The organism is Roseomonas elaeocarpi (assembly GCF_042433915.1).
GTDB classification, from domain to species: Bacteria; Pseudomonadota; Alphaproteobacteria; order Acetobacterales; family Acetobacteraceae; genus Roseomonas; species Roseomonas elaeocarpi.
On record NZ_JBHLUN010000015.1, the window covers coordinates 149,302 to 168,960 of the forward strand.

The 19,659-nt window shown below is 72.6% G+C and carries 23 protein-coding genes; 9 read left to right on the top strand and 14 right to left on the bottom strand.

What is annotated here, in order from left to right; all coding sequences use genetic code 11:
- Positions 1-17 precede the first annotated feature (17 nt).
- Genes ACFFGY_RS19800 through ACFFGY_RS19810 form a run of 3 tightly spaced genes read left to right on the top strand, consistent with a single transcriptional unit; the run spans position 18 to position 1,935 of the window.
- A complete protein-coding gene (locus ACFFGY_RS19800; RefSeq protein WP_377046253.1) occupies positions 18-155 on the top strand; it encodes a hypothetical protein in 138 nt (45 codons plus the stop codon).
- Positions 155-856, top strand: coding sequence for a hypothetical protein (locus ACFFGY_RS19805; protein WP_377046254.1), 702 nt, complete (start codon positions 155-157; stop codon positions 854-856). The genes ACFFGY_RS19800 and ACFFGY_RS19805 overlap by 1 nt, the downstream gene beginning before the upstream one ends.
- Entirely contained in the window at positions 853-1,935 is a 1,083-nt protein-coding gene (locus ACFFGY_RS19810; RefSeq protein ID WP_377046255.1) for a toxic anion resistance protein, read from the top strand. Before ACFFGY_RS19805 ends, ACFFGY_RS19810 begins: the two co-directional genes overlap by 4 nt.
- 53 nt (positions 1,936-1,988) lie before the next feature.
- Here ACFFGY_RS19810 and ACFFGY_RS19815 read toward each other — a convergent pair whose 3' ends face one another.
- Positions 1,989-2,480 carry a YidB family protein gene (locus tag ACFFGY_RS19815; RefSeq protein ID WP_377046256.1) on the bottom strand — a complete coding sequence of 164 codons (492 nt, stop codon included), beginning with the start codon at positions 2,478-2,480 and terminating at the stop codon, positions 1,989-1,991.
- Positions 2,481-2,610: 130 nt separating this feature from the next.
- Between ACFFGY_RS19815 and ACFFGY_RS19820 the strand changes: the two genes are divergently transcribed.
- Entirely contained in the window at positions 2,611-3,969 is a 1,359-nt protein-coding gene (locus tag ACFFGY_RS19820) for a cytochrome P450 (protein WP_377046257.1), read from the top strand.
- 125 nt (positions 3,970-4,094) lie between these two features.
- Here ACFFGY_RS19820 and ACFFGY_RS19825 read toward each other — a convergent pair whose 3' ends face one another.
- The 4 genes from ACFFGY_RS19825 to ACFFGY_RS19840 all read right to left on the bottom strand — a co-directional run bounded on the left by ACFFGY_RS19825 (position 4,095) and on the right by ACFFGY_RS19840 (position 6,769).
- Positions 4,095-4,943, bottom strand: a complete 849-nt coding sequence (locus ACFFGY_RS19825) for a CHAP domain-containing protein (RefSeq protein ID WP_377046258.1) — start codon at positions 4,941-4,943, stop codon at positions 4,095-4,097.
- A 272-nt stretch (positions 4,944-5,215) separates the two neighbouring features.
- Complete coding sequence (locus tag ACFFGY_RS19830) at positions 5,216-5,566, bottom strand: RidA family protein (RefSeq protein WP_377046259.1); 351 nt, start codon at positions 5,564-5,566, stop codon at positions 5,216-5,218.
- 277 nt (positions 5,567-5,843) lie between these two features.
- Entirely contained in the window at positions 5,844-6,254 is a 411-nt protein-coding gene (locus ACFFGY_RS19835; protein WP_377046260.1) for a hypothetical protein, read from the bottom strand.
- Positions 6,251-6,769 (bottom strand): hypothetical protein, encoded by a 519-nt coding sequence (locus tag ACFFGY_RS19840; RefSeq protein ID WP_377046261.1) that lies wholly within the window; start codon positions 6,767-6,769, stop codon positions 6,251-6,253. The genes ACFFGY_RS19835 and ACFFGY_RS19840 overlap by 4 nt, the downstream gene beginning before the upstream one ends.
- Before the next feature lie 94 nt (positions 6,770-6,863).
- Between ACFFGY_RS19840 and ACFFGY_RS19845 the strand changes: the two genes are divergently transcribed.
- Positions 6,864-8,387: a hypothetical protein gene (locus ACFFGY_RS19845; protein WP_377046262.1), complete on the top strand. Its 1,524-nt coding sequence runs from the start codon at positions 6,864-6,866 to the stop codon at positions 8,385-8,387.
- Positions 8,388-8,391: 4 nt separating this feature from the next.
- On the opposite strand, the gene ACFFGY_RS19850 is transcribed toward ACFFGY_RS19845, so the two are convergent.
- From ACFFGY_RS19850 to ACFFGY_RS19875, 6 genes are read right to left on the bottom strand one after another with little or no spacing between them, the layout of a single operon-like run.
- Positions 8,392-10,005 (bottom strand): NTP transferase domain-containing protein, encoded by a 1,614-nt coding sequence (locus ACFFGY_RS19850; RefSeq protein WP_377046263.1) that lies wholly within the window; start codon positions 10,003-10,005, stop codon positions 8,392-8,394.
- On the bottom strand, positions 10,002-10,697 hold the full coding sequence (locus ACFFGY_RS19855; protein ID WP_377046264.1) for an XdhC family protein: 696 nt from the start codon (positions 10,695-10,697) through the stop codon (positions 10,002-10,004). The genes ACFFGY_RS19850 and ACFFGY_RS19855 overlap by 4 nt, the downstream gene beginning before the upstream one ends.
- On the bottom strand, positions 10,694-11,014 hold the full coding sequence (locus tag ACFFGY_RS19860) for an XdhC family protein (RefSeq protein WP_377046265.1): 321 nt from the start codon (positions 11,012-11,014) through the stop codon (positions 10,694-10,696). The genes ACFFGY_RS19855 and ACFFGY_RS19860 overlap by 4 nt, the downstream gene beginning before the upstream one ends.
- On the bottom strand, positions 11,011-12,228 hold the full coding sequence (locus ACFFGY_RS19865) for a vWA domain-containing protein (RefSeq protein WP_377046266.1): 1,218 nt from the start codon (positions 12,226-12,228) through the stop codon (positions 11,011-11,013). Before ACFFGY_RS19865 ends, ACFFGY_RS19860 begins: the two co-directional genes overlap by 4 nt.
- Positions 12,215-13,123, bottom strand: a complete 909-nt coding sequence (locus ACFFGY_RS19870; RefSeq protein ID WP_377046267.1) for an AAA family ATPase — start codon at positions 13,121-13,123, stop codon at positions 12,215-12,217. The genes ACFFGY_RS19865 and ACFFGY_RS19870 overlap by 14 nt, the downstream gene beginning before the upstream one ends.
- 2 nt (positions 13,124-13,125) lie before the next feature.
- On the bottom strand, positions 13,126-13,830 hold the full coding sequence (locus ACFFGY_RS19875; protein WP_377046268.1) for a CoxG family protein: 705 nt from the start codon (positions 13,828-13,830) through the stop codon (positions 13,126-13,128).
- A 291-nt stretch (positions 13,831-14,121) separates the two neighbouring features.
- Between ACFFGY_RS19875 and ACFFGY_RS19880 the strand changes: the two genes are divergently transcribed.
- The gene (locus ACFFGY_RS19880) at positions 14,122-14,598 is read left to right on the top strand and encodes a DUF192 domain-containing protein (protein WP_377046269.1); all 477 of its coding nucleotides are present in this window, start codon (positions 14,122-14,124) and stop codon (positions 14,596-14,598) included.
- An 80-nt stretch (positions 14,599-14,678) separates the two neighbouring features.
- Here the strand turns inward: ACFFGY_RS19880 and ACFFGY_RS19885 are convergent, their stop codons facing one another.
- Together ACFFGY_RS19885 and ACFFGY_RS19890 are read right to left on the bottom strand one after the other, a co-directional pair.
- Positions 14,679-15,734 carry an MBL fold metallo-hydrolase gene (locus ACFFGY_RS19885; protein WP_377046270.1) on the bottom strand — a complete coding sequence of 352 codons (1,056 nt, stop codon included), beginning with the start codon at positions 15,732-15,734 and terminating at the stop codon, positions 14,679-14,681.
- Positions 15,731-16,537: an ATP-binding protein gene (locus ACFFGY_RS19890; RefSeq protein WP_377046357.1), complete on the bottom strand. Its 807-nt coding sequence runs from the start codon at positions 16,535-16,537 to the stop codon at positions 15,731-15,733. The genes ACFFGY_RS19885 and ACFFGY_RS19890 overlap by 4 nt, the downstream gene beginning before the upstream one ends.
- Positions 16,538-16,731: 194 nt before the next feature.
- Between ACFFGY_RS19890 and yajC the strand changes: the two genes are divergently transcribed.
- Positions 16,732-17,076: a preprotein translocase subunit YajC gene (yajC, locus tag ACFFGY_RS19895; RefSeq protein ID WP_377046271.1), complete on the top strand. Its 345-nt coding sequence runs from the start codon at positions 16,732-16,734 to the stop codon at positions 17,074-17,076.
- A 109-nt stretch (positions 17,077-17,185) separates the two neighbouring features.
- Here yajC and ACFFGY_RS19900 read toward each other — a convergent pair whose 3' ends face one another.
- Positions 17,186-17,824: a superoxide dismutase gene (locus ACFFGY_RS19900; protein ID WP_377046272.1), complete on the bottom strand. Its 639-nt coding sequence runs from the start codon at positions 17,822-17,824 to the stop codon at positions 17,186-17,188.
- A gap of 132 nt (positions 17,825-17,956) precedes the next feature.
- Between ACFFGY_RS19900 and ACFFGY_RS19905 the strand changes: the two genes are divergently transcribed.
- Positions 17,957-18,763: a phytoene/squalene synthase family protein gene (locus tag ACFFGY_RS19905; RefSeq protein WP_377046273.1), complete on the top strand. Its 807-nt coding sequence runs from the start codon at positions 17,957-17,959 to the stop codon at positions 18,761-18,763.
- A gap of 82 nt (positions 18,764-18,845) precedes the next feature.
- A complete protein-coding gene (locus ACFFGY_RS19910) occupies positions 18,846-19,634 on the top strand; it encodes a hypothetical protein (protein WP_377046274.1) in 789 nt (262 codons plus the stop codon).
- Positions 19,635-19,659 lie beyond the last annotated feature (25 nt).

A 19,659-nucleotide genomic window follows, 5' to 3' on the forward strand; every position in this document is an offset into this window, starting at 1 on the left:
CGCATCTTTCCGGCACCATGCCGATCCAACCCGCCCCCCTCCGTCCGGTCCAGATCCCGATGAAGCGGCTGGCCGGTGCCGCCGTGATGCTGGGCAGCCTGGGCCTCGTGTCGCTGCTGACGCTCGTGCACTCGATCATCCGGATCTTCCATTGATGCGGCCCGAAACCTATCGCCGCGGGCTTCGCGGGCTGGCGCTGCCGGTCTTCGCGCTGCCCATGGTGCCGGCGCTGATCCTGGCGCTGGCGAGCGGGCAGTCGCGCACGCTGCTGGGCCTCGTGCTCGGCCTGGGCGGCGTGGCGCTGGCGGTGACGCTGCTGCGGCGTGGCCGGCGCGGGGCGCGCAAGCAGGCCTCGGTGGCGCTGGGGCTGGGCCTCGGCTTCGCGGCGGCACTGGCCGGCGGCGCCGGGCCGGTGGGCGGCGTGATCCTGGGCCTGGCGGCAGGGATCGGCGCACACTTCGCCTATGGCGGCCTGCGCGAGCCGCCGCCGGAACCCTACCAGGGCGACAGCGCGCTGGAAGGCTTCGCCCGCCGTCTTTCGGCCCTGGAAGCGGCCGATGACCGCCTCGGCGGCGCCGTGCGCGCGCTGCGGTCGCTGCTGCGCGAGATGTCGCTGCGTCCGGCGCTGAGCAGCCAGGCGCGCGGCCTGCTGGTGATCGGGCTGGACGGGCTGGAGCGTATCGCCGGCCGCCTCAGTCGTGGGGCCGAGGCGCCGCGCGAGTTGCGCGAGGCGGTGCGGGACGTGGAAAGCGCGGCCAGCAGCGCGGCGGCAAAGCTGCGGGCGGCGGAAACCGAGGCACTGGATATCCAGGTCAGCGTGCTGCGGCAGCGCCTGCGTGAGGAAGGCGTGGCATGAACGACACCAACAGCACCCCCGACGCCACCGTCCGCCCCAAGGACGCCGCCCGGGTCGCGGAACTCTCCACCCGGATCGACCTGAACGACCCCGGCTCCATCCTGCGCTTCGGCACCGAGGCGCAGGGCCACGCGGCGGCGGCCGCCGACGCCATGCTGGGGGCCGCGCGCAACGACACCACCGGCGATGCCGGGGATGCGCTGTCGGGCCTGCTGACGCACCTGCGCGGCTTCGACCCCGCCGCGGGCGAGGAGAAGCCTGGGCTGTTCTCGCGCCTGCTCGGCCGTGCGGGCTCGGGTGCGGCCGCCATCCTGCAGCGCTACGAGACGGTGCGCGGCCAGGTGGAGGCGGCGGGCGACCTGCTGCAGGGCCACCGCACCCGGCTGATGGAGGACGTGGAGCGGCTGGAGCGGCTCTACCTCGCGACTCTCGACTGGTTCCACTCGCTGGCCGAGCATATCGAGGCCGGCGAGCAGGTCCTCGCCCGCACCGATGCCGAGGCCATCCCCCAGGCCGAATGGGCGGCCGAGGTGGACAAGGCGCCGCTCGCGGCGCAGCGGCTGAGTGACCTGCGCGCCGCGCGCGACGAGCTCGACCGTCGTGTCCACGACCTGCGGCTGACCCGGCAGATCGCGATGCAGGCGCTGCCCGGCATCCGGCTGATCCAGGAAAACGATAAGGCGCTGGCCGCCAAGATCCACTCGGTGCTGGCCAACACCGTGCCGCTGTGGCGCGCCCAGCTGGCGCAGGCCCTGGCGATCCGCCGTATGCGTGAGGCCGGCGACGCGGTGCAGGCGGCGACCGACCTGACCAACAAGCTGCTGACCGCGAACGCGGAGTCGCTCCGCCAGGGCAACGCGGTGGTGCGCCAGGAGATCGAGCGCGGCGTGGTGGACATGGACGCGCTCAAGCGCGCCAACGCCGCGCTGGTCGGCACGATCGAGGACTCGCTCCGCATCGCCCAGGAAGGCCGCGCCCGCCGCGCCGCCGCCGCGGGCGAGCTGGAGCGCGCGGAGGCGGATATCCGCAAGGCGCTGATCTCCGCCCGCGCGCTGGAAACCGCCCGCGACCCGGCCTGAGGCCGCGCGGGCGGGCTACCGGATCAGGGCCGGCGGCGGCCGGCCCGCGGCGCTCAGTTGCGCAGCGCCTTGCCCAGAACATTGCCCAGGATGCTGCCGAGGCCCCCCGCACCGGCGCCGTTGCCGTTGTTGAGCCGGCCCAGGATGCCGCCCAGCACCCCGCCGAGCCCGCCCTGCGGCAGTTCCTCGTCGTTCTGCGGCAGCCGCCCCTTCGGGGAGAAGTGGTCGATGATCAGCGGCAGCAGCGCCACCACGATCTGCAGCACCACGTCGCGCGACAGGCCCGTGCGGCCGGCCAGTGCCTCGATGCGGTCCGGCCCCACGGCCTGCTCGACGGCTTGAGGGTCGGCGGGCTGGTTCTCGCCGCTGCCGATCCAGGACATCAACTGCGGGTCGAGGCCGCTGCCGGACAGCCGGTCGCCGAGGGCCCGCACGCCCGCGGCACCCTCGCCGCCGGACAGCAGTTCCTGGGCAATGGTCTGGATCGGGTTGTGCGGATCGTTGCCGATCGAGGCGCCGCCGAGCCGGGACAGAAATTCGCTCATGGCATCGTTCTCCTGCTGGTGTGAGCAACGCGCCGCGCCGGCCCGGGTTGAAGCGCGCGATCCCCGGGGTGGGTCGGTTGACGACCCGGCCGTGCCCATGCCTCCTGCTGCGGCACAGCAGAGGGCGGCGATGTCCACCGAAGTCTTCATCCCGCCCCGGCACGAGCCGCCTGAACGCGTCCCCGGCCTCTTGCGCGGCATCGTCTCGCTGCGCGGCGACGTGCTGCGCGCTCTGCCCCGGATCGCCTTCCGGCGCGAGGTCATGGCGGTGCGCGTGCTGCGCCGGCAGGTGGTGGTGGTGAACCATCCGGAGGTGGTGCGCGACGTCTTCGTCACTCGCGGCGCGATCTACGGCCGCAAGAGCCACTTCAAGGAACAGGCGCTGAGCCCGGTGATCGGCGAAAGCCTGTTCGCCAATCACGGGCCGCTCTGGGCGGCGCGGCGCCCGGCCGTGGCGCGGCTGCTGCACCCGTCCGGCGTGGACCGCTTCCAGCCTGCCTTCCAGGACACCGGGCGGGTGCTGCTGCGCGACTGGCGGGCGGGTTCTGCGGCGGGGGCGGTGGACGTGGCGCCGGCGCTGGCCGCCGCGACGCTGCGGATCATGCTCCACGCCGTGTTCGGGCCGCAGGTGCCGGAGGACGAATCCACCGCCATCGCGGAAGCCTTCTCGGACTACCAGTCACGGGTGCAGGTGATCGACCTGCCGCACCTGGTCGGGCTGCCCTCCTGGACCATGGGCCTGCAGGGTGTTCGCGCCCGGCGCGCCGCCAACGAGATCCGGCGCCGCGTGGGCCGGCTGATCGCCTCGGGCCTGGGCGAGGGCGGGCTGCTGCCGGGGATGCGCGCGGCGCGCGACGAGGCGGGCAACCCGCTGCTCGACGAGGCCGGGCTGCTGGACGAGGTCGCGATGATGCTGCTGGCCGGCAGCGAAACGGCGGCCAATGCCCTGGCCTGGACGCTGTTCCTGCTGGCCTCGGACCCCCGGTGGCAGGAGCGCGTGCGGGCGGAGGCGGTGGCGGTCCTCGGGGATCGGGAGCCGGAAGCGGCGGAACTGTCGCGGCTGTCGGTGAACAAGGCCGTGCTGCAGGAAGCCATGCGGCTCTACCCGCCCGTGGCGATCCTGGCGCGGCAGGCCACGGCCCCGGATCGCATCCGCCACTGGCAGCTGCGGCCCGGCGATACGCTGCTCTGCATTCCCTGGCTGCTGCACCGGCAGGAGGCGATCTGGGACGCGCCGCACGCCTTCAAGCCGGAACGCTTCCTGCCGGAAAACGCGCGTTCCATCCCGCGCTTCGCCTACCTGCCCTTCGGCGTGGGGGCGCGGGTCTGCGCCGGTGCGGCCTTCGGGATGGCGGAGATGCAGACGCTTCTGGCAATGCTGGTGCGGGGCTTCCACTTCGACCCGCCAGAAGGGCCGGCGCCGCTGCCGCGATTCCGGCTGACGCTGCGCCCCGAGGGTGGGATGAAGCTGCGATTGCGGCCGCTCTGACGCGGCTCTCCCCGGCAGGGAGTGAGCCCGAGTAATGCCTTGTCCGGAGGAATTTAACGGCCCGGCTGGTAGCAGCCCCGCGGCGCTGCCGGGCAGGGGGGCCGTCGGCCGGCCCCCGCGTGGCCTCAGCGGCCGGTGTTGCGGACCGTGATGTCCAGCGGGCGGCTGAGCGCCGGGGCTTCGGCCACTTCCTCGTAGCGACGGCTGGAGGCGTAGGTCACGCGCGGCGCGCCGCTGCCTTCCGGACGGTTATGGATGAAGCCGTAGGTGCTGTAGGTGCGGCCGTAGGCGCCGCTGCCGTGACCGACCTCGACGCGCACCGCGGTCCAGTCGTTGCGGTCCGACACGTCCACCACCGACACGTTATGCAGCACGGAGCCCTTGCGGATGCCCGGGCCACCCCAGTTGGCATGCTCGATCTCGATCTCGCGGGCGCTGACCATCCGCTCCACCACCGCGACGTGGCCCAGGCGCATGCCGCCCGAGGCGCGGAAGGCCAGAACGGAGCCCGGCTCAGGGCGGCCGTCGCGCTGGTACTCGCCGGCGGCGTTGCCCCACCAGTCGCCACCGTTACCGCTGATGTTCATGCCGGTGACCATGCGGGCGTAGGGGACGCAGGAAATGCCACCTGCGGAATAGGAATAGGTCGCCTCCCGCACCATGGCCTTGCCGCGCGAGGCGAGGCTGCCGGCGGCGGCGGCGCGCACGGCGCGGGTTCCGCGGGCCGAAGCCACCACCTTGGCGTTGCCGCCGTGGGCACGGGTGGTCGCCACCGTGCGGGCCGCGGGCGCCTTGGCGGCGGCCCGGCTGGCCTGGGCGGGGGTGGAGCGGACGGGGCTGGCGCCGTGCTGGCTGGCCGCGTGCCCAGACCGGTTGCCCTGGCGTTGCGCGGCGGCCTCGGCATCCTGCGAGGACACCAGAACAAAGGCGCCGCACAGTACCGTAGCAGCGATGGCTGAGTAGCGTGCCTGCATGAACCCCCCGAAACCCCCGGTCGACGGACCTGGCTCCCACACCAGGGCCGGAGGCCCAGCGGCATCCGACGACCAAGGCCGTATCCGAGGGTTTCGTGCTCGCCAATCCGTGAAGTCGTAACGAGCCGAAAGAATGCGTGATTAGCCAGAACGAGCGTCCTCGCGAAACCGCGATAAGGACTATTTTCCCAGTTCAGGCGGTAGTCATAGGCAAATGCCACACTGTGGCATCCGGAAACACCACAGCGGGCACGCGATTCACGCAGTGGAGATCAGCGGCAGGCGGTGATCATAATTTCCACGAGGTGACGCGGATCGGCCATGTTGGCCTGGACGCAAGCGCGCACCGGGGCGCCGCCCTCAGGCAGCCAGGCGCTCCAAAGCTTGTTCAGGGCCTCACGGTCCCGGATGTCCTTCAGCCAGACCTGGGCCTGCAGCAGGCGGGTCTTGTCGGTGCCGTGGACTTCCAGCAGCTCGTCGATGCGGCGCAGCACCTGCTCGGTCTGGCCCGACACGTCCTGCGACAGGTCGTCCGCGGTGATGCCGGCCAGGAAGACGAAGTTGTGGTACTCGACGGCGTTGGACAGCACGGCATTGCTGCCGTGGCGGGTGATCTTGCTCATCGCGATGTTCTCCTCGCCCCGAGGAGGGGCGCGGCTCCTCTAGAGCGGTTTCCGCCCGCGCGGAACCGCCGCCGCGTCGCATGAACGCGCATTTTGCCTGACGGGGGCCGGGTCGCCTTCCGCAGTCGGTGAAACAAGGCGGGCCGGACGGCACCACGTGCATGTGCCGCCCGGCCCGCCTGCAGGCTTCCAGATATTGGCTCCGTATCCTGGTCAGGAATGCCGGACCGAGAATGTCAGCCGCCCGGTTCTGGGCGGGGAACCGCGCGCCGCGGCCTCAGCGCGACGGGGAAGGCGAGGCCGAGGCCGGGCGGGACGCCTGCGGCAGCACCGTCGCGGTGCCGGAGGTGGCCGTGCCGTTCGGGCCCGTCAGACCGGTGCCGGGCGGCTGGGCGTCGCGCACGCATTCCGCCGCCAGCCGGTCGCGGGCGAAGGTCGCGCCGAGGCGGTTGTTGGATGTCTGGAAGCCGGAGATGCCGGACACGCCGACGCGGGATTCGTTCTCGTCCACCCGCATGGTCTGGCCACGGTCGCGGTAGAGCACCACGCGCTCGGCCTCGCGCCGGCATTCCGCCACCCGGGCGTCCTGCTGCTCGGTGCCGGCGCTGCGCTGCTCCGCCACCGGGGCGCAGGCGGCCAGGGCGGCCAGGAGAAGCACGGGCTTCAGGAGGGTGGTGGTCTTGGTCATGCGGGCACTCCGGCAGGCAGGCGCGCGAGTCGGCGCCGCAACCCGGTTTCATCCAGCCGCGCCGCGCGGTCCAGTGGCAGCTCCGCCGCGGCGGCCAGCAGCGAGGGGTGCAGCAGGGTTCCGTCCGCCTCGATCGTGAACATGCCGCGCAGCCAGTCGAGCCGCCCCATGGCGTCCAGCAACGCAAGCAGCCGCAGGAACACCGCCATGCCGGCCATGGTGCCCAGCCCCCAGGTCAGGTCGATCGCCGCGGCCCAGCAGCGCGCGTCCGGGTCCGACAGGCGCAGCTCCACCGCGTCCTCGCCGCCGGCGAAGCGGAGCAGGCGTTCCGGCCCGCGCAGCTCCGCCGCCGCGCCGTCGCGCGCCGCGTCCCAGGCTTTCAGGAGGGCCCGGCCGGAGACCGCGGGCACCTGCTCGGGGCGCAGCGGCACGGCATGGGCGACGCCGTCCTCACCCCAGGGGGCGGATTCCAGTGTTGGGACGCCCCGGCGCGACGAGGACTGGTTTTTGCTCACGGAGGAGAGATGGTCACGCCGGGTTGGGCCGGGAAGGGGACCGGGCCGTCCGGAAGGGGCATCCGAGGGGCCATCTCGCCACGGCGCCGGAAACATGCTTCGGAGAAGCCCGGCGACGAAGGAAGCGGAGCGGGGCATGGCGGAGATGGTGCGACCCAGGGTCTGCGTCTGCCTGTCGGGGCAGATGCGCCGCTTCGAGGGCAGCTTCGGCTGGCTGCACCGCCTCCGTGCCGAGGCCGATGTGCAGGTCGTGGTGGCGACCTGGCGGGAGCGCGGCGCCAAGATCACCGGGCCCATGAATGCCAGCCGCCTCAACCTCGTGCTGCCGGCCGAGATCGGGCGCGTGCTGCCGGCGGAATGGAAGTCGGACCGCTTCTTCGAGGTTTTTCCCCGCCTGCGCCGGCTGATGATCGCGCGGGCCGAGGGCGGCGACATCACGCGCGAGGCGATCGAGCGCGAAACCGGCCCGGCGGAGATCCACGTCGAGGACGCTTTCCCCTTCGGCTTCTTCGAGAACCGTCAGCGTGATGCCGACGGCACGCCACAGGGTAGCGATCCCTATACGCTGCGGCAGTTCTACAAGGTGTTCCAGGCCGGTGTGATGAAGCGCAACCTAGAGCAGCGCGACGGCCGTCCCTTCGACGCGGTGATCCGGCTGCGGCCCGACAAGTCGCTGGGCATGGTGGAGCTGCCGACCCTGCTGGGCGCCGGGCCCGACGTGCTGTTCGCCGACCATTTCCGCGCCGGTGCCGCGGGCGACCAGCTGGCGGCCGGGTCCTCGGCGGCGCTGGACCGCTACGCCGGCTTCTTCACCCACGCCTTCGCGCGCGTCGCCGCCGGTGCCTGGCGTGAGGTGCATGTGGAGCTGCACGACTGGCTGGTGTCGCAGAACCTCAGCGTCCGGCCGATGCCGCACCAGCACGGGTTGAGCGCCGACGCGCTGCTGAGCACCGAGGAGGTGATGGCGGAGCTGCGCGAAAGCGCCGAGGGACCGGCCCCGCTCGGGCCCCAGGCCGCCTACGTGCTGCGCACCCTGCAAGCGGACCGGGCTCTGCGCGGCGGCAACGCGGCGGGCGCGGCGGCGCTGGCAGCGCAGGGACTGGACGCCCCGCCCGGCATCGGGATGAGCGGCCGGCTGGTGGTGCTGGGCCGTGCCCTGGAGGGGGACGGGGATCGGCGTGCCGCCTTCCTGGCCGGCGTGCTCAGCCTCGTCGGGCAGTCGGCGAACTCGCTGATGTGGCAGGGTCCGGGCAATTCCAACGAAGAGCTGAACCTGATGTTCGACAACGCCGCGGCCGGCGCCCCGGGCTTCCTGCGCGTGGGTGCCGATCACTGGGCGCTGGTGGAGGCCACCGCCGCGGCGCTGGCGAAGGAGGGCGGCGCGGCGGCGCTGCTGCGCCTGCTGGACGACGCGGGCTTCCGGGAGACGGTGCGCGCCACGCTGCGCGACGCGATGGAAAAGTCGGCGGTGCGCGGCGGTCTGCAGGTCCACCTCAGCCACCTGGCGGAGCGGGCGGGACTGCGCGTTGAGGCGGCGGAACGCTGCGAGGCCGCCGTCGCGCTGCTGCCGCATGACGGCGCGCTGCGGGCCCGGCTGGAGCAGTTGCGGGCCGCCTGACGCTTCAGCCCTGGATGGTGGCCAGGGCTTCCGCCGTGTCGAAGTCGCGCAGTACGCCGTCATCCGCCGTGTTCACCGTGGCCAGGCGCGGCGCGTGGCGGGTGAGCAGCGCGCGGGCGCCCTTGTCGCCCGCGAGTTCCAGGATTTCGGGGAAGAACTCCCGCCCCCAGAGCACCGGATTGCCGGGCTGCCCCTCATGCACCGGCTGCACGGCGGCACGGCCGGCCGCCGGGTCGAAGGCTCCGATCAGCCGGTCCAGGGTTTCCGCCGACACCAACGGCATGTCGCCCAGGCAGATCAGCGCGCCCTCTACCTCGTCGGGCAGGGCTGCGACGCCGGCGCGCAGCGAGGCCGCGAGGCCTTCGGCGTAGTCGGGCGCGTGAACGAAGCGGATTGCCCGTCCGTCCAGCGTCGCCGCGACCCGCTCATGCTCGTGGCCGGTGACCACGATCACCTCCGTTGCCCGGCTGGCCAGGACGTTGTCGACCACCCGCGCCACCATGGTCCGGCCCGCGTCGTCCTCGGCCAGCAGCTTGTTCACCGGCCCCATCCGGCGCGACAGCCCGGCCGCCAGCACCACGGCGGCCACGCGATGCCGGCCAGGTGGGGCGGCGGTGGCGCGGGCGCGGGGCAGGGGGCGCGTCTCGATCTCGGTCAGCAGCCCGCCCGCGCCCATGCGCTGGATGTCGCGCCCCGTGACCGGCACGTCGGCCACGATCCGCTGCAACACCCAGTCGAAGCCGTTCAGCTTGGGGCTGCGGGCGCAGCCCGGCAGCACCAGCGCCGGCAGCCGGCCGATGCTGCCGAGGCACAGGAGGTTTCCCGGGTCCACCGGCATGCCGAAATGCGCGATCTCGCCGCCGGCGCGCACGATCCCGGCGGGGCCGACATCGCGCCGGTCCACCACGGCGGAAGCGCCGATTACCATCAGCAGCCCGGCCCCGGCCTCGTGCAGCCGCAGCAGCGCCGCGGCGATCTCGCCTTCGTCGTGCTCCACGGTTTCCGCCGGCAGCAGCGTGGCGCCCAGCGTTTCGACCCGCGCCCGCGTGGCCTCCTCCGTCTTGGCGAGGACGCTGCTCTTCATCCCTGGCAGCCGGCTCATCACCAGGCCGGCGCGCAGGGGGCGGAAGGGGTGCAGCGACAGCGCGTGGGCGGAGCGCGCCAGGGCCTCGGCCTCGGCCAGCACGGCGGCCGGCACGGCGAAGGGAATGACCTTGATCGTGGCCACCATGTCGGCCTGCGCCACGGGGGCGTAGGCGGGCAGCGTCGCCAGGGTCAGGCTTTCGTCGAGGCTGTTGAGCCGGTCGATCAGCGCGACGTCGAGCGACAGCAGCCCGGCGGCTTCGGCGAACAGGTTGACCCGCCCGGTCGCGGCGGCGGAGCGGGTGAGCCCGGGCCGCATCAGCGCGGCGGCCAGGCGGTCCGCGGCCTCGTCCTCGGCGACGTCGCCCGGCTCCAGCCGCGCCGCGATCACCTCGCGGTAGCCGGCGTCCCGCAGCGCCTGCACCGCGGCGGCGTCGAGCCTGGAGCCCTTCTTGATCACGCCGGTCGCCAGGCGCCGCGTATGGGCGAGAACCGTGCCCTCGGCTTCCGCGATCGGGACGCTGCCGAAGATCACGCGCGCCGGCCGAGCGCGCTGCCGCGGCGGACCGCCACGATCTCGGCCATGATCGAGAGGGCGATCTCGGGCGCGGTCACCGCCGCGATGTCGAGCCCGACGGGGGCCTTGATCCGTGCGATGGCCTCGTCACCGTGGCCGATCTCGCGCAGTCGGTCGACGCGCTTGGCGTGGGTGCGGCGGCTGCCCAGCGCGCCGACGTAGAAGGCCGGGGAGCGGATCGCGGCGTCGAGGGCCGGGTCGTCCAGCTTCGGGTCGTGGGTCAGCGTCACCACGGCGGTGCGGGTGTCTGGGCGCAGCGCCTCCATCGCCTCATCCGGCCAGTCGCCGACCAGCGTCGCCCCCTCGGCGAAGCGTTCCTCGGTGGCGAAGGCTCGCCGCGGGTCCACCACCGTGACCGCGTAGCCTGCGGCGGCGGCGATCGGCACCAGCGCCTGCGCGATGTGGACGGCGCCCACCACGAGGAGGCGCAGCGGCGGGTTGTGCGGGTGGATAAACCAGGTGTCCTCCTCCAGCGTCACCTGCGCGGCCTTGTCGGCCTCCAGCGCGGCGCGCGCGGCCTCGGCCAGCGGTTCGGGCACGGCGTCGCCGGGGAAGAGATGCTGGGCGCCGTCGGGCAGGCGCGTCAGCAGGGCCACCGGCTCCGCCGCGGCCTGGGCCACCCGCAGGCGTTCGAAGACGGCAGCCTTCACGCGAGCTTCTCCACGAAAACCTTCAGCTTGCCGCCGCAGGCCAGGCCGACCTCCCAGGCACGCTCGTCGGAGATGCCGAAATCCAGGAGCTGCGGCGCGCCGGTGCGCATCGTCTGCTGCGCCACGTCGGCCACCGCGCCCTCGATGCAGCCGCCGGACACCGAGCCCGCCAGCCGCCCCGAGGCCGTCACCGCCAGCCGCGACCCGGCCGGGCGCGGCGAGGAGCCCCAGGTTTCCACCACCGTGGCCAGCGCCACGGTCTCGCCCTCGTGCCGCCAGCGGTCGGCGGTGGCGAGGATGTCTTCGCTGTCGCTCATCGGGTCTTCCCCGCCCCACGCGCGTCGGACAGGGTCTCGATCAGCGCGCGGAGGCTGTTGAGGTTGTGCACGGGCCGGTGCTCATGAACGTGCGGCAGCAGCGCCCGCACCCCTCCGGACTTGGGCTGGAAGCCGCTGTAGCGCAACAGGGGGTTCAGCCAGATCAGCCGCCGGCAGGAGCGCGCCAGGCGCTCCGCCGCCTCGGCCAGCCCGGCGCCGCCGGAACGGTCGAGCCCGTCGGTGATCAGCAGCACCACCGCGCCCTGGGTCAGCACGCGCCGCGCCCAAAGGCGGTTGAACTCCGCGATGGCGTCGCCGATGCGCGTGCCGCCCGACCAGTCCGGCACGGCGCGGCCCACGAGGTCGAAGGCCACGTCCGGATCGCGCTGGCGCAGTTGCCGCGTCACGTTGGTGAGCCGCGTGCCGAACAGGAAGGTGTGCACGCGCTCCCGATCCTGGGTCACGGCGTGAAGGAAATGCACCAGCACCTGCGCGTAGCGGGCCATGGAGCCGGAAATATCGCAGATCACCACCAGCGGCGGCGGCTTCTCCACGCGGGCGCTGCGCTGGATCGTGGCCAGCTCGCCGCCCTGGCGCAGGCTTTCGCGCACGGTGGCGGGCAGGTCGAAGCGAGGTCCGTGCGGGGCGGGGCGGAAGCGGCGCGTCGGCCGGGCAGCCAGCGGCAGCGACAGGCGGCGGATCTCGCGCCGGGCGTCGCGGATTTCCTCCGCGCCCATGCTCTCGAAATCCATGGCGCCCAGGCGTTCGGCGGCGCTGACGGAAACGGCGGTGTCGCTGCGCTGCCGCTCACCCTGTGGGTCGGAGGCGGAAGGCTGGTTCGCGAGCAGCGCTTCCGCCAGCCGGCGGGCGCCGGGCTGCCGGGGGGCCGTTTCCCCAGGCGCGGGCGCTTCGCCGCCGGGCGGGGCGGGCGGGCGCCACCAGAGGTCGAAGGCGCCGTCGAAGATGTCCTGCCCTTCGCGCGCATGGAGCAGCGTGGCGCGCAGGGCGTCGCGGGTGGTGTCGCGGTCGGCGACGCCGGTCAGGCGGAGGGCTGCGGCGGCCGCCAGGCTTTCGGCCGGGCCGACGGGCAGGCCGGCGCGACGCAGGAAGCGGGTGAAGCCCAGGAGGTTGTCGGCGAAAGCGCCGCGGGGATTGTCCGCGAAAGCGCCGTCCGCCGCGGCCTCCGCCGGGGCAGCAGCGTCAGGCAAGGGCATCCTGGCGGGCCTCGGCGATCAGGCGCTCAGCCTCGGCACCGCGCAGCCGGCCGATGTCGTCCTGGTACTTCAGCAGCACGCCGAGCGTGTCGTCCACCACGCCCGGCTCCAGCCGCCCGGCATCCAGCGCCGCCAGCGCCCGGGCCCAGTCGATCGTTTCGGCGACCCCCGGCAGCTTGAACCATTCGCCGCCGGCGCGCAGCCGCTGCACGAAAGCCACCACCTCGGCCGAGAGCGTCGCGGCGAGACCGGGGGCGCGGGTGTCCAGGATCAGGCGTTCGCGCGCCGCATCGGGGTAGTCCACCCAGTGGTACAGGCAGCGGCGGCGGATCGCGTCGTGGACCTCGCGCGTGCGGTTGGAGGTGATCACCACCACCGGCGGCACTTCGGCCCGGATGGTGCCGAGCTCGGGCACGGTGATCTGGTTGTCGGCCAGGATCTCCAGCAGGAAGGCCTCGAAGGGCTCGTCGGCGCGGTCGAGCTCGTCGATCAGCAGCACGGCCGGGCTGCCGCCCAGCGCCGAGAGCAGCGGCCGTTCCTGCAGGAAGCGGCGGTCATACAGGCCGCGCTCCAGCGCCGCGCGGTCGGCGGCTTCGCCGCTGGCCTCGGCCAGGCGGATCGCCATCAGCTGCCGCGCATGGTCCCACTCGTAGGCCGCGGCGTTGAGGTCGAGGCCGTCGTAGCATTGCAGCCGAACCAGCCGGCGCCCGAGCCGGGCTGCCAGGACCTTGGCGATCTCGGTCTTGCCGGTGCCGGGCTCGCCCTCGAGGAAGAGAGGACGGCCCATGTGCAGGGCAAGGTGGACCGCCGTGGCCAGCGCCCCGTCCGCGATGTAGCCGCCCTCCGCCAGGAGCTGCCGGGTCGCGGCGACGTCGCGGGGCAGGGAGTCCGTCATCCTCAGCCGACGAACAGCAGGAAGATGACGAAGAGCCACACCACGAGCCCGCCCCAGAAGATGACGCTCTGACCGCCGAGGTTGCGCGGGATGCGGTCGATCAACCCGGCGATGCCGCGGCCGGCGCCGGCCACCGCCTGAACCTCCGGCGTCATGCCGGACACGGGCGCGGCGCTGTCGCGTTCCACCGGCGCCGCCGGCGCGGCGGCGGGGCTTCCGGCCGTGGCAGCCGGCGCGGCGGGGGAGGTCTGGGCGGGCTCCTCCGGCGCGCTCACCTGCTTGGCGAAGCGGTCGAAGAACTGGTCGGCCATCTGCTTGGCGGTGCTGTCGATCAGCCGGCCGCCGAGCTGGGCCATCTTGCCGCCGACCTGCGCCTTGACGTCGTAGCGCAGCAGCGTGGCGGCCGGGCCGAGCTCGTCCAGCGCCACGTCGGCGCCGCCCTTGGCAAAGCCCATGGCGCCGCCGTTGCCCTCGCCGCTGATGGTGTAGGACTGGGGCGGGTTGAGGTTGGTCAGCGCCACGCGGCCGCTGAACTTCGCGGCCATCGGGCCAAGGCGGATCGCGACGCGGGCGATGAAGTTGCCCTCGGGGGTGCGCTCGATGCTTTCGCAGCCGGGAATGGCGGTCTTGAGCATCTCGGGGTCGTTCAGCGCATCCCAGACGCGCTGCCGGGAGGCCTCGATGCGCCTTTCACCGGTCATTTCCATTCGGACGGTCCTTCACGACGCCAAAAACAAGATTCGGCCGCAGCCTAGGTGCTGCCGTCGAGGCAGGAAAGGCCACCAGGCACGGCGCTCCCCCGCGGCGGCCGCGTGAGGGCACGCGCCCGATCTCCGCCCAACGCCCACCTGCGGCTCAACCGATGCCCAACCGGGGGCCCGTTGTGGTTGCCCCGGCGCGGCGCTAGACCCGGCGCTGCCGGAACGCCACCTCGATCCCGTTGGCCGATCCCGTCGGCCAGCCCCGTTGGCCGACCCAGTCGGAAAGGACCCAGACAGTTGATCCAACGCCGCGCCTTGCTCCTGTCCACCCTGCTCGCCACGGCGGCCCTGCCGGCGCTGGCCCAGGAAGGCCCGCAGCCGCGCTTGCCGACCGAGCCGCTGACCATCATCACCCGCGACGGCAAGCGCCACGACTTCAACGTCGAGATGGCGCTGGAAACCGAGCAGCAGCGCGTGGGGCTGATGTACCGTCAGCGCGTGCGCCCGGATGAGGGGATGCTGTTCGACTGGAACCGCCCGCGCGACGCCGCCATGTGGATGAAGAACACGGTCACCTCGCTGGACATGATCTTCATCTCGCAGGATGGGCGGATCAGCCACATCGCGGAAAACACCGTGCCGCGCAGCCTGGCGATCATCTCCAGCAACGGCCCGGCGCGCGCCACGCTGGAAGTTGCGGCCGGCACCGCGGCGCGGCTCGGCCTGCGCGTGGGCGACAAGGTCGAGCAGCGGATCTTCAACAACGCCGGCTGAGGGGCGGATTTCCGGGGGCTCGGGTTCCCGAGGTTCGAGTTCCCCAGGTCGATGTCCCCAAGGCTTAGGTCCCCTGGGGCTCAGTCCGCCGAGGCTGAGGCCCCGCCCAGCGGCAGCATCAGGGTTCCGCCGAATTCCGGTACCAGGAAGCGCTCGGGCGGAATGCCGGCGGCGGCGCGGGCGGCTTCCAGGCCCAGGACCGGCGCGTCGATGGCCTCGCGCGTCAGCTTGAAGGTGCCGAAATGCATCGCCACCCCCGTGCGCACGCGGAGGTCGCGGTGCATCCGCACCGCTTCCGCCGGGTCGGTGTGGACGACTTCCATGAACCAGCGCGGGTCGTAAGCGCCGATCGGCAGCAGCCCGACGTCGAAGGGGCCGACCCGGTCGCCGATCTCGCGCAGGTGGGAACCGTAGGCCGTGTCGCCGGCGAAGTAGAGCGAGCCGCCGCCCGGCGTGTGCACGGCGAAGCCGCCCCAGAGCATCCGGCCGGCATCGAAGGGCGTCCGCGCCGAGAAGTGCCGCGCCGGCAGGTAGGTCAGCCGCGTTCCGTCGGGCAGGGTGGTGTGCTGCCACCAGTCCAGCTCTTCCGCGCCGGGCAGGCCCTTGCGGGCGAGATAGCGGCCGTTGCCCAGCCCCGTCACCACGCGCACGGGCATGAGGCGGCGCAGGGTCGCCAGGTCCATGTGGTCGTAGTGGTTGTGGCTCAGCAGCACCGCGTCGAGCGGCGGCAGGGCGTCGAGTGCCAGGCCCGGCGGCCGGACGCGCTTGGGACCTGCGAAGCGGAAGGGCGAGCAGCGGTCGCTCCAGACCGGGTCGGTGAGCAGCGTCGGACCGTTGTGGAAGCGCAGCAGGAAGGTGCTGTGGCCGACAAAGGTTACCGCGACATGGCCGGGCAGGGGCGCTGGTGGCGCCTCGCTGCGGATGACGGCAGCGGTGACCGGCGGCCAGGGCGGGCCGAAGCCTTCCCGGAACAGGCGCAGGACGTTGCGCGGGTGCTGCCCGGCGCGCGAGCCGTCGGGGTTCAGGAAGCGGCCCTTGCGCAGCACCGCGCCCGTGGCTTGGCCGGTCGCCGGGACCGTGGCCGTGGCTGGCGTCTGGCCCGCCGCTCCGACGGCCACGGAGGACTGCGCCGTCACGCCGGGATCGACCGGCCGAGCTGCCCGGCCAGGTCGGTTACGAACTGCCAGGCCACGCGGCCCGAGCGGCCGCCGCGCGTCACCGACCATTCCCGCGCGCGGGCGTGCAGTTCCTCCGTCGGCACGTCCAGCCCGAAGCGGTGGGCATAGCCGTCCACCATCCGCAGGAAGGTCGGCTGGTCGCAGTTGTGGAAGCCGATCCAGAGACCGAAACGGTCGCTCAGGGACACCTTCTCCTCCACTGCCTCGCCGGGGTTGATGGCGGTGGAGCGCTCGTTCTCGATCATGTCGCGCGCCATCAGGTGGCGGCGGTTCGAGGTGGCGTAGAAGATCACGTTGGCCGGCCGCCCCTCGATGCCGCCGTCGAGCACCGATTTCAGCGCCTTGTAGTCGGCATCCTCGCGCTCGAAGCTCAGGTCGTCACAGAAGACGAGGCAGCGGCGAGGCTGCGCCCGCAGCAGGTTCAGCAGCGCGGGCAGGCTGCCGATATCCTCGCGCGCGATCTCGATCAGAACGAGGCTGCCGGGCCGCTCGGCATTGGCCGCGGCGTGGGCGGCCTTGACCAGCGAGGACTTGCCCATCCCGCGCGCGCCCCAGAGCATGGCGTTGTTGGCCGGCAGGCCGCGCGCGAAGCGCAGCGTGTTGTCGCCCAGGAGGCGGCGCTGCCCCTCGATGCCCTGCAGCAGCTCGCCCTCCACCGCGGCCACCCGCGGCACGGGCGAGAGCGCCGGCGGCGGGCCCGGGTGCCAGACAAAGGCGTCGGCCCCTTCGAGCGTCAGCGGCGGGGCCACGGCGGGTGCCATGCGTTCCAGCGCCTCGGCGATACGGCGCAGCACCGGCAGGAGGTCGTGTTCCGAAGCCGGGGTGGAGGCGGAAAGGGTAGAAATGCGATGGCCTCCGGCCTTGGTCCGATGCCCGGCAGCGGATGGGTTGACGGGCGGGGGGCGGAGGCTAGGTTCCGCCTCCATCATCCGCAAGCCGGGAAGGCTCCACACCCATGCTTATCAGCCCTGCCTACGCGCAGGACGCCCTCGGCGGTGCCACCAGCACCGTGATGCAGTTCGCGCCCATGATCCTGATCTTCGTGGTGTTCTACTTCGTGCTGATCCGACCGCAGCAACGGAAGGCCAAGGAGCACCGGGCGCTGCTGGGCGCGCTGAAGCGCAACGACCGCATCATCACGGCCGGCGGCATCCTGGGCACCGTGACCCGGGTCAAGGAAGGCTCCGACGAGCTCGAGGTCGAGATCGCGCCGAACGTGCGCGTCACGGTGCTGCGCGGCACGGTCAGCAGCGTGGTGCGCCCCGTGGCGGCCAACGACACGGTACCGGCCAAGAGCTGAGGCGAACAGGGGCCGAGGCGGCGGGGCGCAGGTTTCGCCGCCATTCGCGCAAGAAAAAGGGCGCCGGGAGAGATCCCGGCGCCCTTTCCCGTTTCCGGGGAAACCCGTGTCAGGCCGACTGGCCGGACTTCAGGCCGCCGCTCTGCAGCAGGCTGGCCACGTATTCCCAGTTCACCAGCTTATCGAGGAAGTTGGACAGGTAGTCCGGGCGACGGTTGCGGAAGTCCAGGTAGTAGGAGTGCTCCCACACGTCGACGCCCAGCAGCGGGGTGCCTTCGCCGGTGGAGATCGGGTTGGCGCCGTTCGGGGTCTTGGTGATCTTGAGCTTGCCCGAGGCATCCTGGATCAGCCAGGCCCAGCCGGAGCCGAACTGGCCGACGCCGGCGGCCTTGAAGTCGTCCTTGAACTTCTGCAGGCCGCCGAGGTCGCTGTCGATCTTGGAGGCCAGCGCGCCCGGGATCTTGTCGTCGCCGCCGGTGGGCGACATCACCTGCCAGAACAGGATGTGGTTCCAGTGCTGGCCGGCCTGGTTCAGCACGGGCTGGCTGTCGGCGCCGCCCTTGCCAGCTTCGGCCACGATCTCTTCCAGCGTCTTGCCGGCGAGGCCCTTGCTCTCGATCAGGCCGTTGAGCGCCGTGACGTACGCCTGGTGGTGCTTGCCGTGGTGGAGTTCCAGCGTTTCCTGCTGCATGCCGCGCGCGGCCAGCGCACCGGGGTCATAGGGCAGGGGCGGGAGGCTGAAGGGCATGGGACGACTCTCCGGTTGACGGTGTGGCGGGAAGTTGGGCGGCACCGGGAAGGAGGTCAACCGGGGGGCCGCGCAAGCTTGCGCGCCACGGTGCGCTCAAGCAGAAGGCGCGCTCAAGCAGAAGCGGCGGCCATGGGTGAACTTTCAGCGACGGGCGTGCTGGCGCAGCGCAGCGACCCCGACCGCTTCCGTTGCACGCTGTTTGCGCCGCCGAACAAGCGCGAGGCGCTGTGGTGCCTCCTCGCCTTCAACAACGAGCTCGCCCGGGCGCGCGAGGTGGTCAGCCAGCCGACCCTGGCGCTGATCCGCCTCCAGTGGTGGCGCGACATGATTGCCGAGGTCGCGGCGGGCCGCCCCGCCCGCCGGCACGAGGTGGCCGAGCCACTGGCCGCCCTGCTGCGCTCGGGCACGTTGGCGGCGGAGGACCTCCTGCCGCTGATCGACGCGCGGGAAGCGGAAGCTGAGGAGATCGAGACCCGCGCCGGCTTCGACGCTTATCTCCGCGGCACGGCGGGCGGCCTCGCGGTGGCGATGGCGCGGGTGCTGGACGCGCCCGTCGCCACGCTACCGGCGGTGCAGGAGGCGGGTGCCCTTTACGGCCTGGCCGGGGTGATGCGCAGCCTGCCGGCGCAGGCCGCCCAGGAGCGCTGCCTCCTTCCGCGCGAGATGCTGCCGGGCGAGGTCTTCGAACCCTTTTCCGACGAGGTTGCGGCCGTGGTGCGGCAGCTCGCCACCGAGGCGCTGCCGCGGGTCGAGGCGGTCCGCCAGCAGCTGCGCGCGCTGCCCGGCGGGGCGGTGGCGGCGGTGCTGCCGCTGGTCCTGGCGGCGCGCGACCTCCGGCGGCTGAGTGCGCGGGGAACCCCGGACTGGCCGCCGGTGCCGCGCGGGGCCGGGGACCGGCTGGCGGTTTCCTGGGCGGGACTGCGCGGAAAATTGTAACGGCGGCGACGCCCCGGGGCGGTTACGAGACTCCAACAATCCTGCGTATTCCTGCTGCGCAACAACGGGAAACGCGAACCAGATGACGACCCAAGCACTGCTCAGTGCCTTTCCGACGCGACCGATCGAGGTTCGGACGCCGAGGCGCTCGGCCAAGCCCTGGCTGGTGATGCTGGTCGGGATCGTACTGTTCGGGGGCTTCGGCTTCTACCTTGCCTCGGCCATCGCGCCGGACCTGCTGAGCGATTACCGCATCCAGGACCACGCGGTGCCGATTGAGGGGCGCATCGAGGACGGCCGCTGCCGCAGCAAGTTCGGCTTCCTACAGGACTGCGAGGTGACCGTGGTGGTCACCGGCAACAAGAGCGGCAACGCGGTGACCCACCGGATGCACTACCTCTTCGCCGACCCGCACCTGGGCGACTACGACGTGGTGGTGATGGGCGACCCGAGCCGCCCGGACCTCGCGACCACGGATCTCGGCCTGGACAACCTCCGCAGCCGGCTGCTCACGATGCTGGGCGCGGTGGTGGCGATGGTGCTGCTGCTGTTCGGCTGCATCCTGGTGCCGATCCAGGCCGGCCGGGCCCGCCGCGACGTGGCGGCCATGTCGGGCGCGGTGCTGACGCCGATGGTGGTGCGGGTGGACCCGACCCGTCAGGGCTGGTCGGTGCGGACCGCGCCCAAGGCGAGGCCGCGGCTCTGGACCATGCCGCGCAAGGCGCAGCCCCTCTGGGTCGATCCGTCGCAGAACCTGGCCGCCGCGGTGACGGTGCCGGGCGGCGCCGTTTACCCGCTCGACAGCGAGCTTACGGCGCTGGACCTCACGGAGGAGGAACGCTACCGCATCCAGGCCGCCGCCGCGGCCTGAGGGGGCAACGCCCCGCCGTGCAACC

Excerpts from the sequence above, each read along its gene's own strand:
- ACFFGY_RS19890 (WP_377046357.1), bottom strand. The coding sequence starts at position 16,537 with ATGGCACCCGCCGTGGCCCCGCCGCTGACGCTCGAAGGGGCCGACGCC.
- yajC (WP_377046271.1), top strand. The coding sequence starts at position 16,732 with ATGCTTATCAGCCCTGCCTACGCGCAGGACGCCCTCGGCGGTGCCACC.
- ACFFGY_RS19910 (WP_377046274.1), top strand. The coding sequence starts at position 18,846 with ATGACGACCCAAGCACTGCTCAGTGCCTTTCCGACGCGACCGATCGAG.
- ACFFGY_RS19800 (WP_377046253.1), top strand. The coding sequence starts at position 18 with ATGCCGATCCAACCCGCCCCCCTCCGTCCGGTCCAGATCCCGATGAAG.
- ACFFGY_RS19830 (WP_377046259.1), bottom strand. The coding sequence starts at position 5,566 with ATGAGCAAGATCACCCGCCACGGCAGCAATGCCGTGCTGTCCAACGCC.
- ACFFGY_RS19835 (WP_377046260.1), bottom strand. The coding sequence starts at position 6,254 with ATGACCAAGACCACCACCCTCCTGAAGCCCGTGCTTCTCCTGGCCGCC.
- ACFFGY_RS19825 (WP_377046258.1), bottom strand. The coding sequence starts at position 4,943 with ATGCAGGCACGCTACTCAGCCATCGCTGCTACGGTACTGTGCGGCGCC.
- ACFFGY_RS19815 (WP_377046256.1), bottom strand. The coding sequence starts at position 2,480 with ATGAGCGAATTTCTGTCCCGGCTCGGCGGCGCCTCGATCGGCAACGAT.
- ACFFGY_RS19860 (WP_377046265.1), bottom strand. The coding sequence starts at position 11,014 with ATGAGCGACAGCGAAGACATCCTCGCCACCGCCGACCGCTGGCGGCAC.
- ACFFGY_RS19900 (WP_377046272.1), bottom strand. The coding sequence starts at position 17,824 with ATGCCCTTCAGCCTCCCGCCCCTGCCCTATGACCCCGGTGCGCTGGCC.
- ACFFGY_RS19820 (WP_377046257.1), top strand. The coding sequence starts at position 2,611 with ATGTCCACCGAAGTCTTCATCCCGCCCCGGCACGAGCCGCCTGAACGC.
- ACFFGY_RS19875 (WP_377046268.1), bottom strand. The coding sequence starts at position 13,830 with ATGGAAATGACCGGTGAAAGGCGCATCGAGGCCTCCCGGCAGCGCGTC.
- ACFFGY_RS19905 (WP_377046273.1), top strand. The coding sequence starts at position 17,957 with ATGGGTGAACTTTCAGCGACGGGCGTGCTGGCGCAGCGCAGCGACCCC.
- ACFFGY_RS19870 (WP_377046267.1), bottom strand. The coding sequence starts at position 13,123 with ATGACGGACTCCCTGCCCCGCGACGTCGCCGCGACCCGGCAGCTCCTG.
- ACFFGY_RS19845 (WP_377046262.1), top strand. The coding sequence starts at position 6,864 with ATGCTTCGGAGAAGCCCGGCGACGAAGGAAGCGGAGCGGGGCATGGCG.
- ACFFGY_RS19865 (WP_377046266.1), bottom strand. The coding sequence starts at position 12,228 with ATGCCCTTGCCTGACGCTGCTGCCCCGGCGGAGGCCGCGGCGGACGGC.
- ACFFGY_RS19805 (WP_377046254.1), top strand. The coding sequence starts at position 155 with ATGCGGCCCGAAACCTATCGCCGCGGGCTTCGCGGGCTGGCGCTGCCG.
- ACFFGY_RS19810 (WP_377046255.1), top strand. The coding sequence starts at position 853 with ATGAACGACACCAACAGCACCCCCGACGCCACCGTCCGCCCCAAGGAC.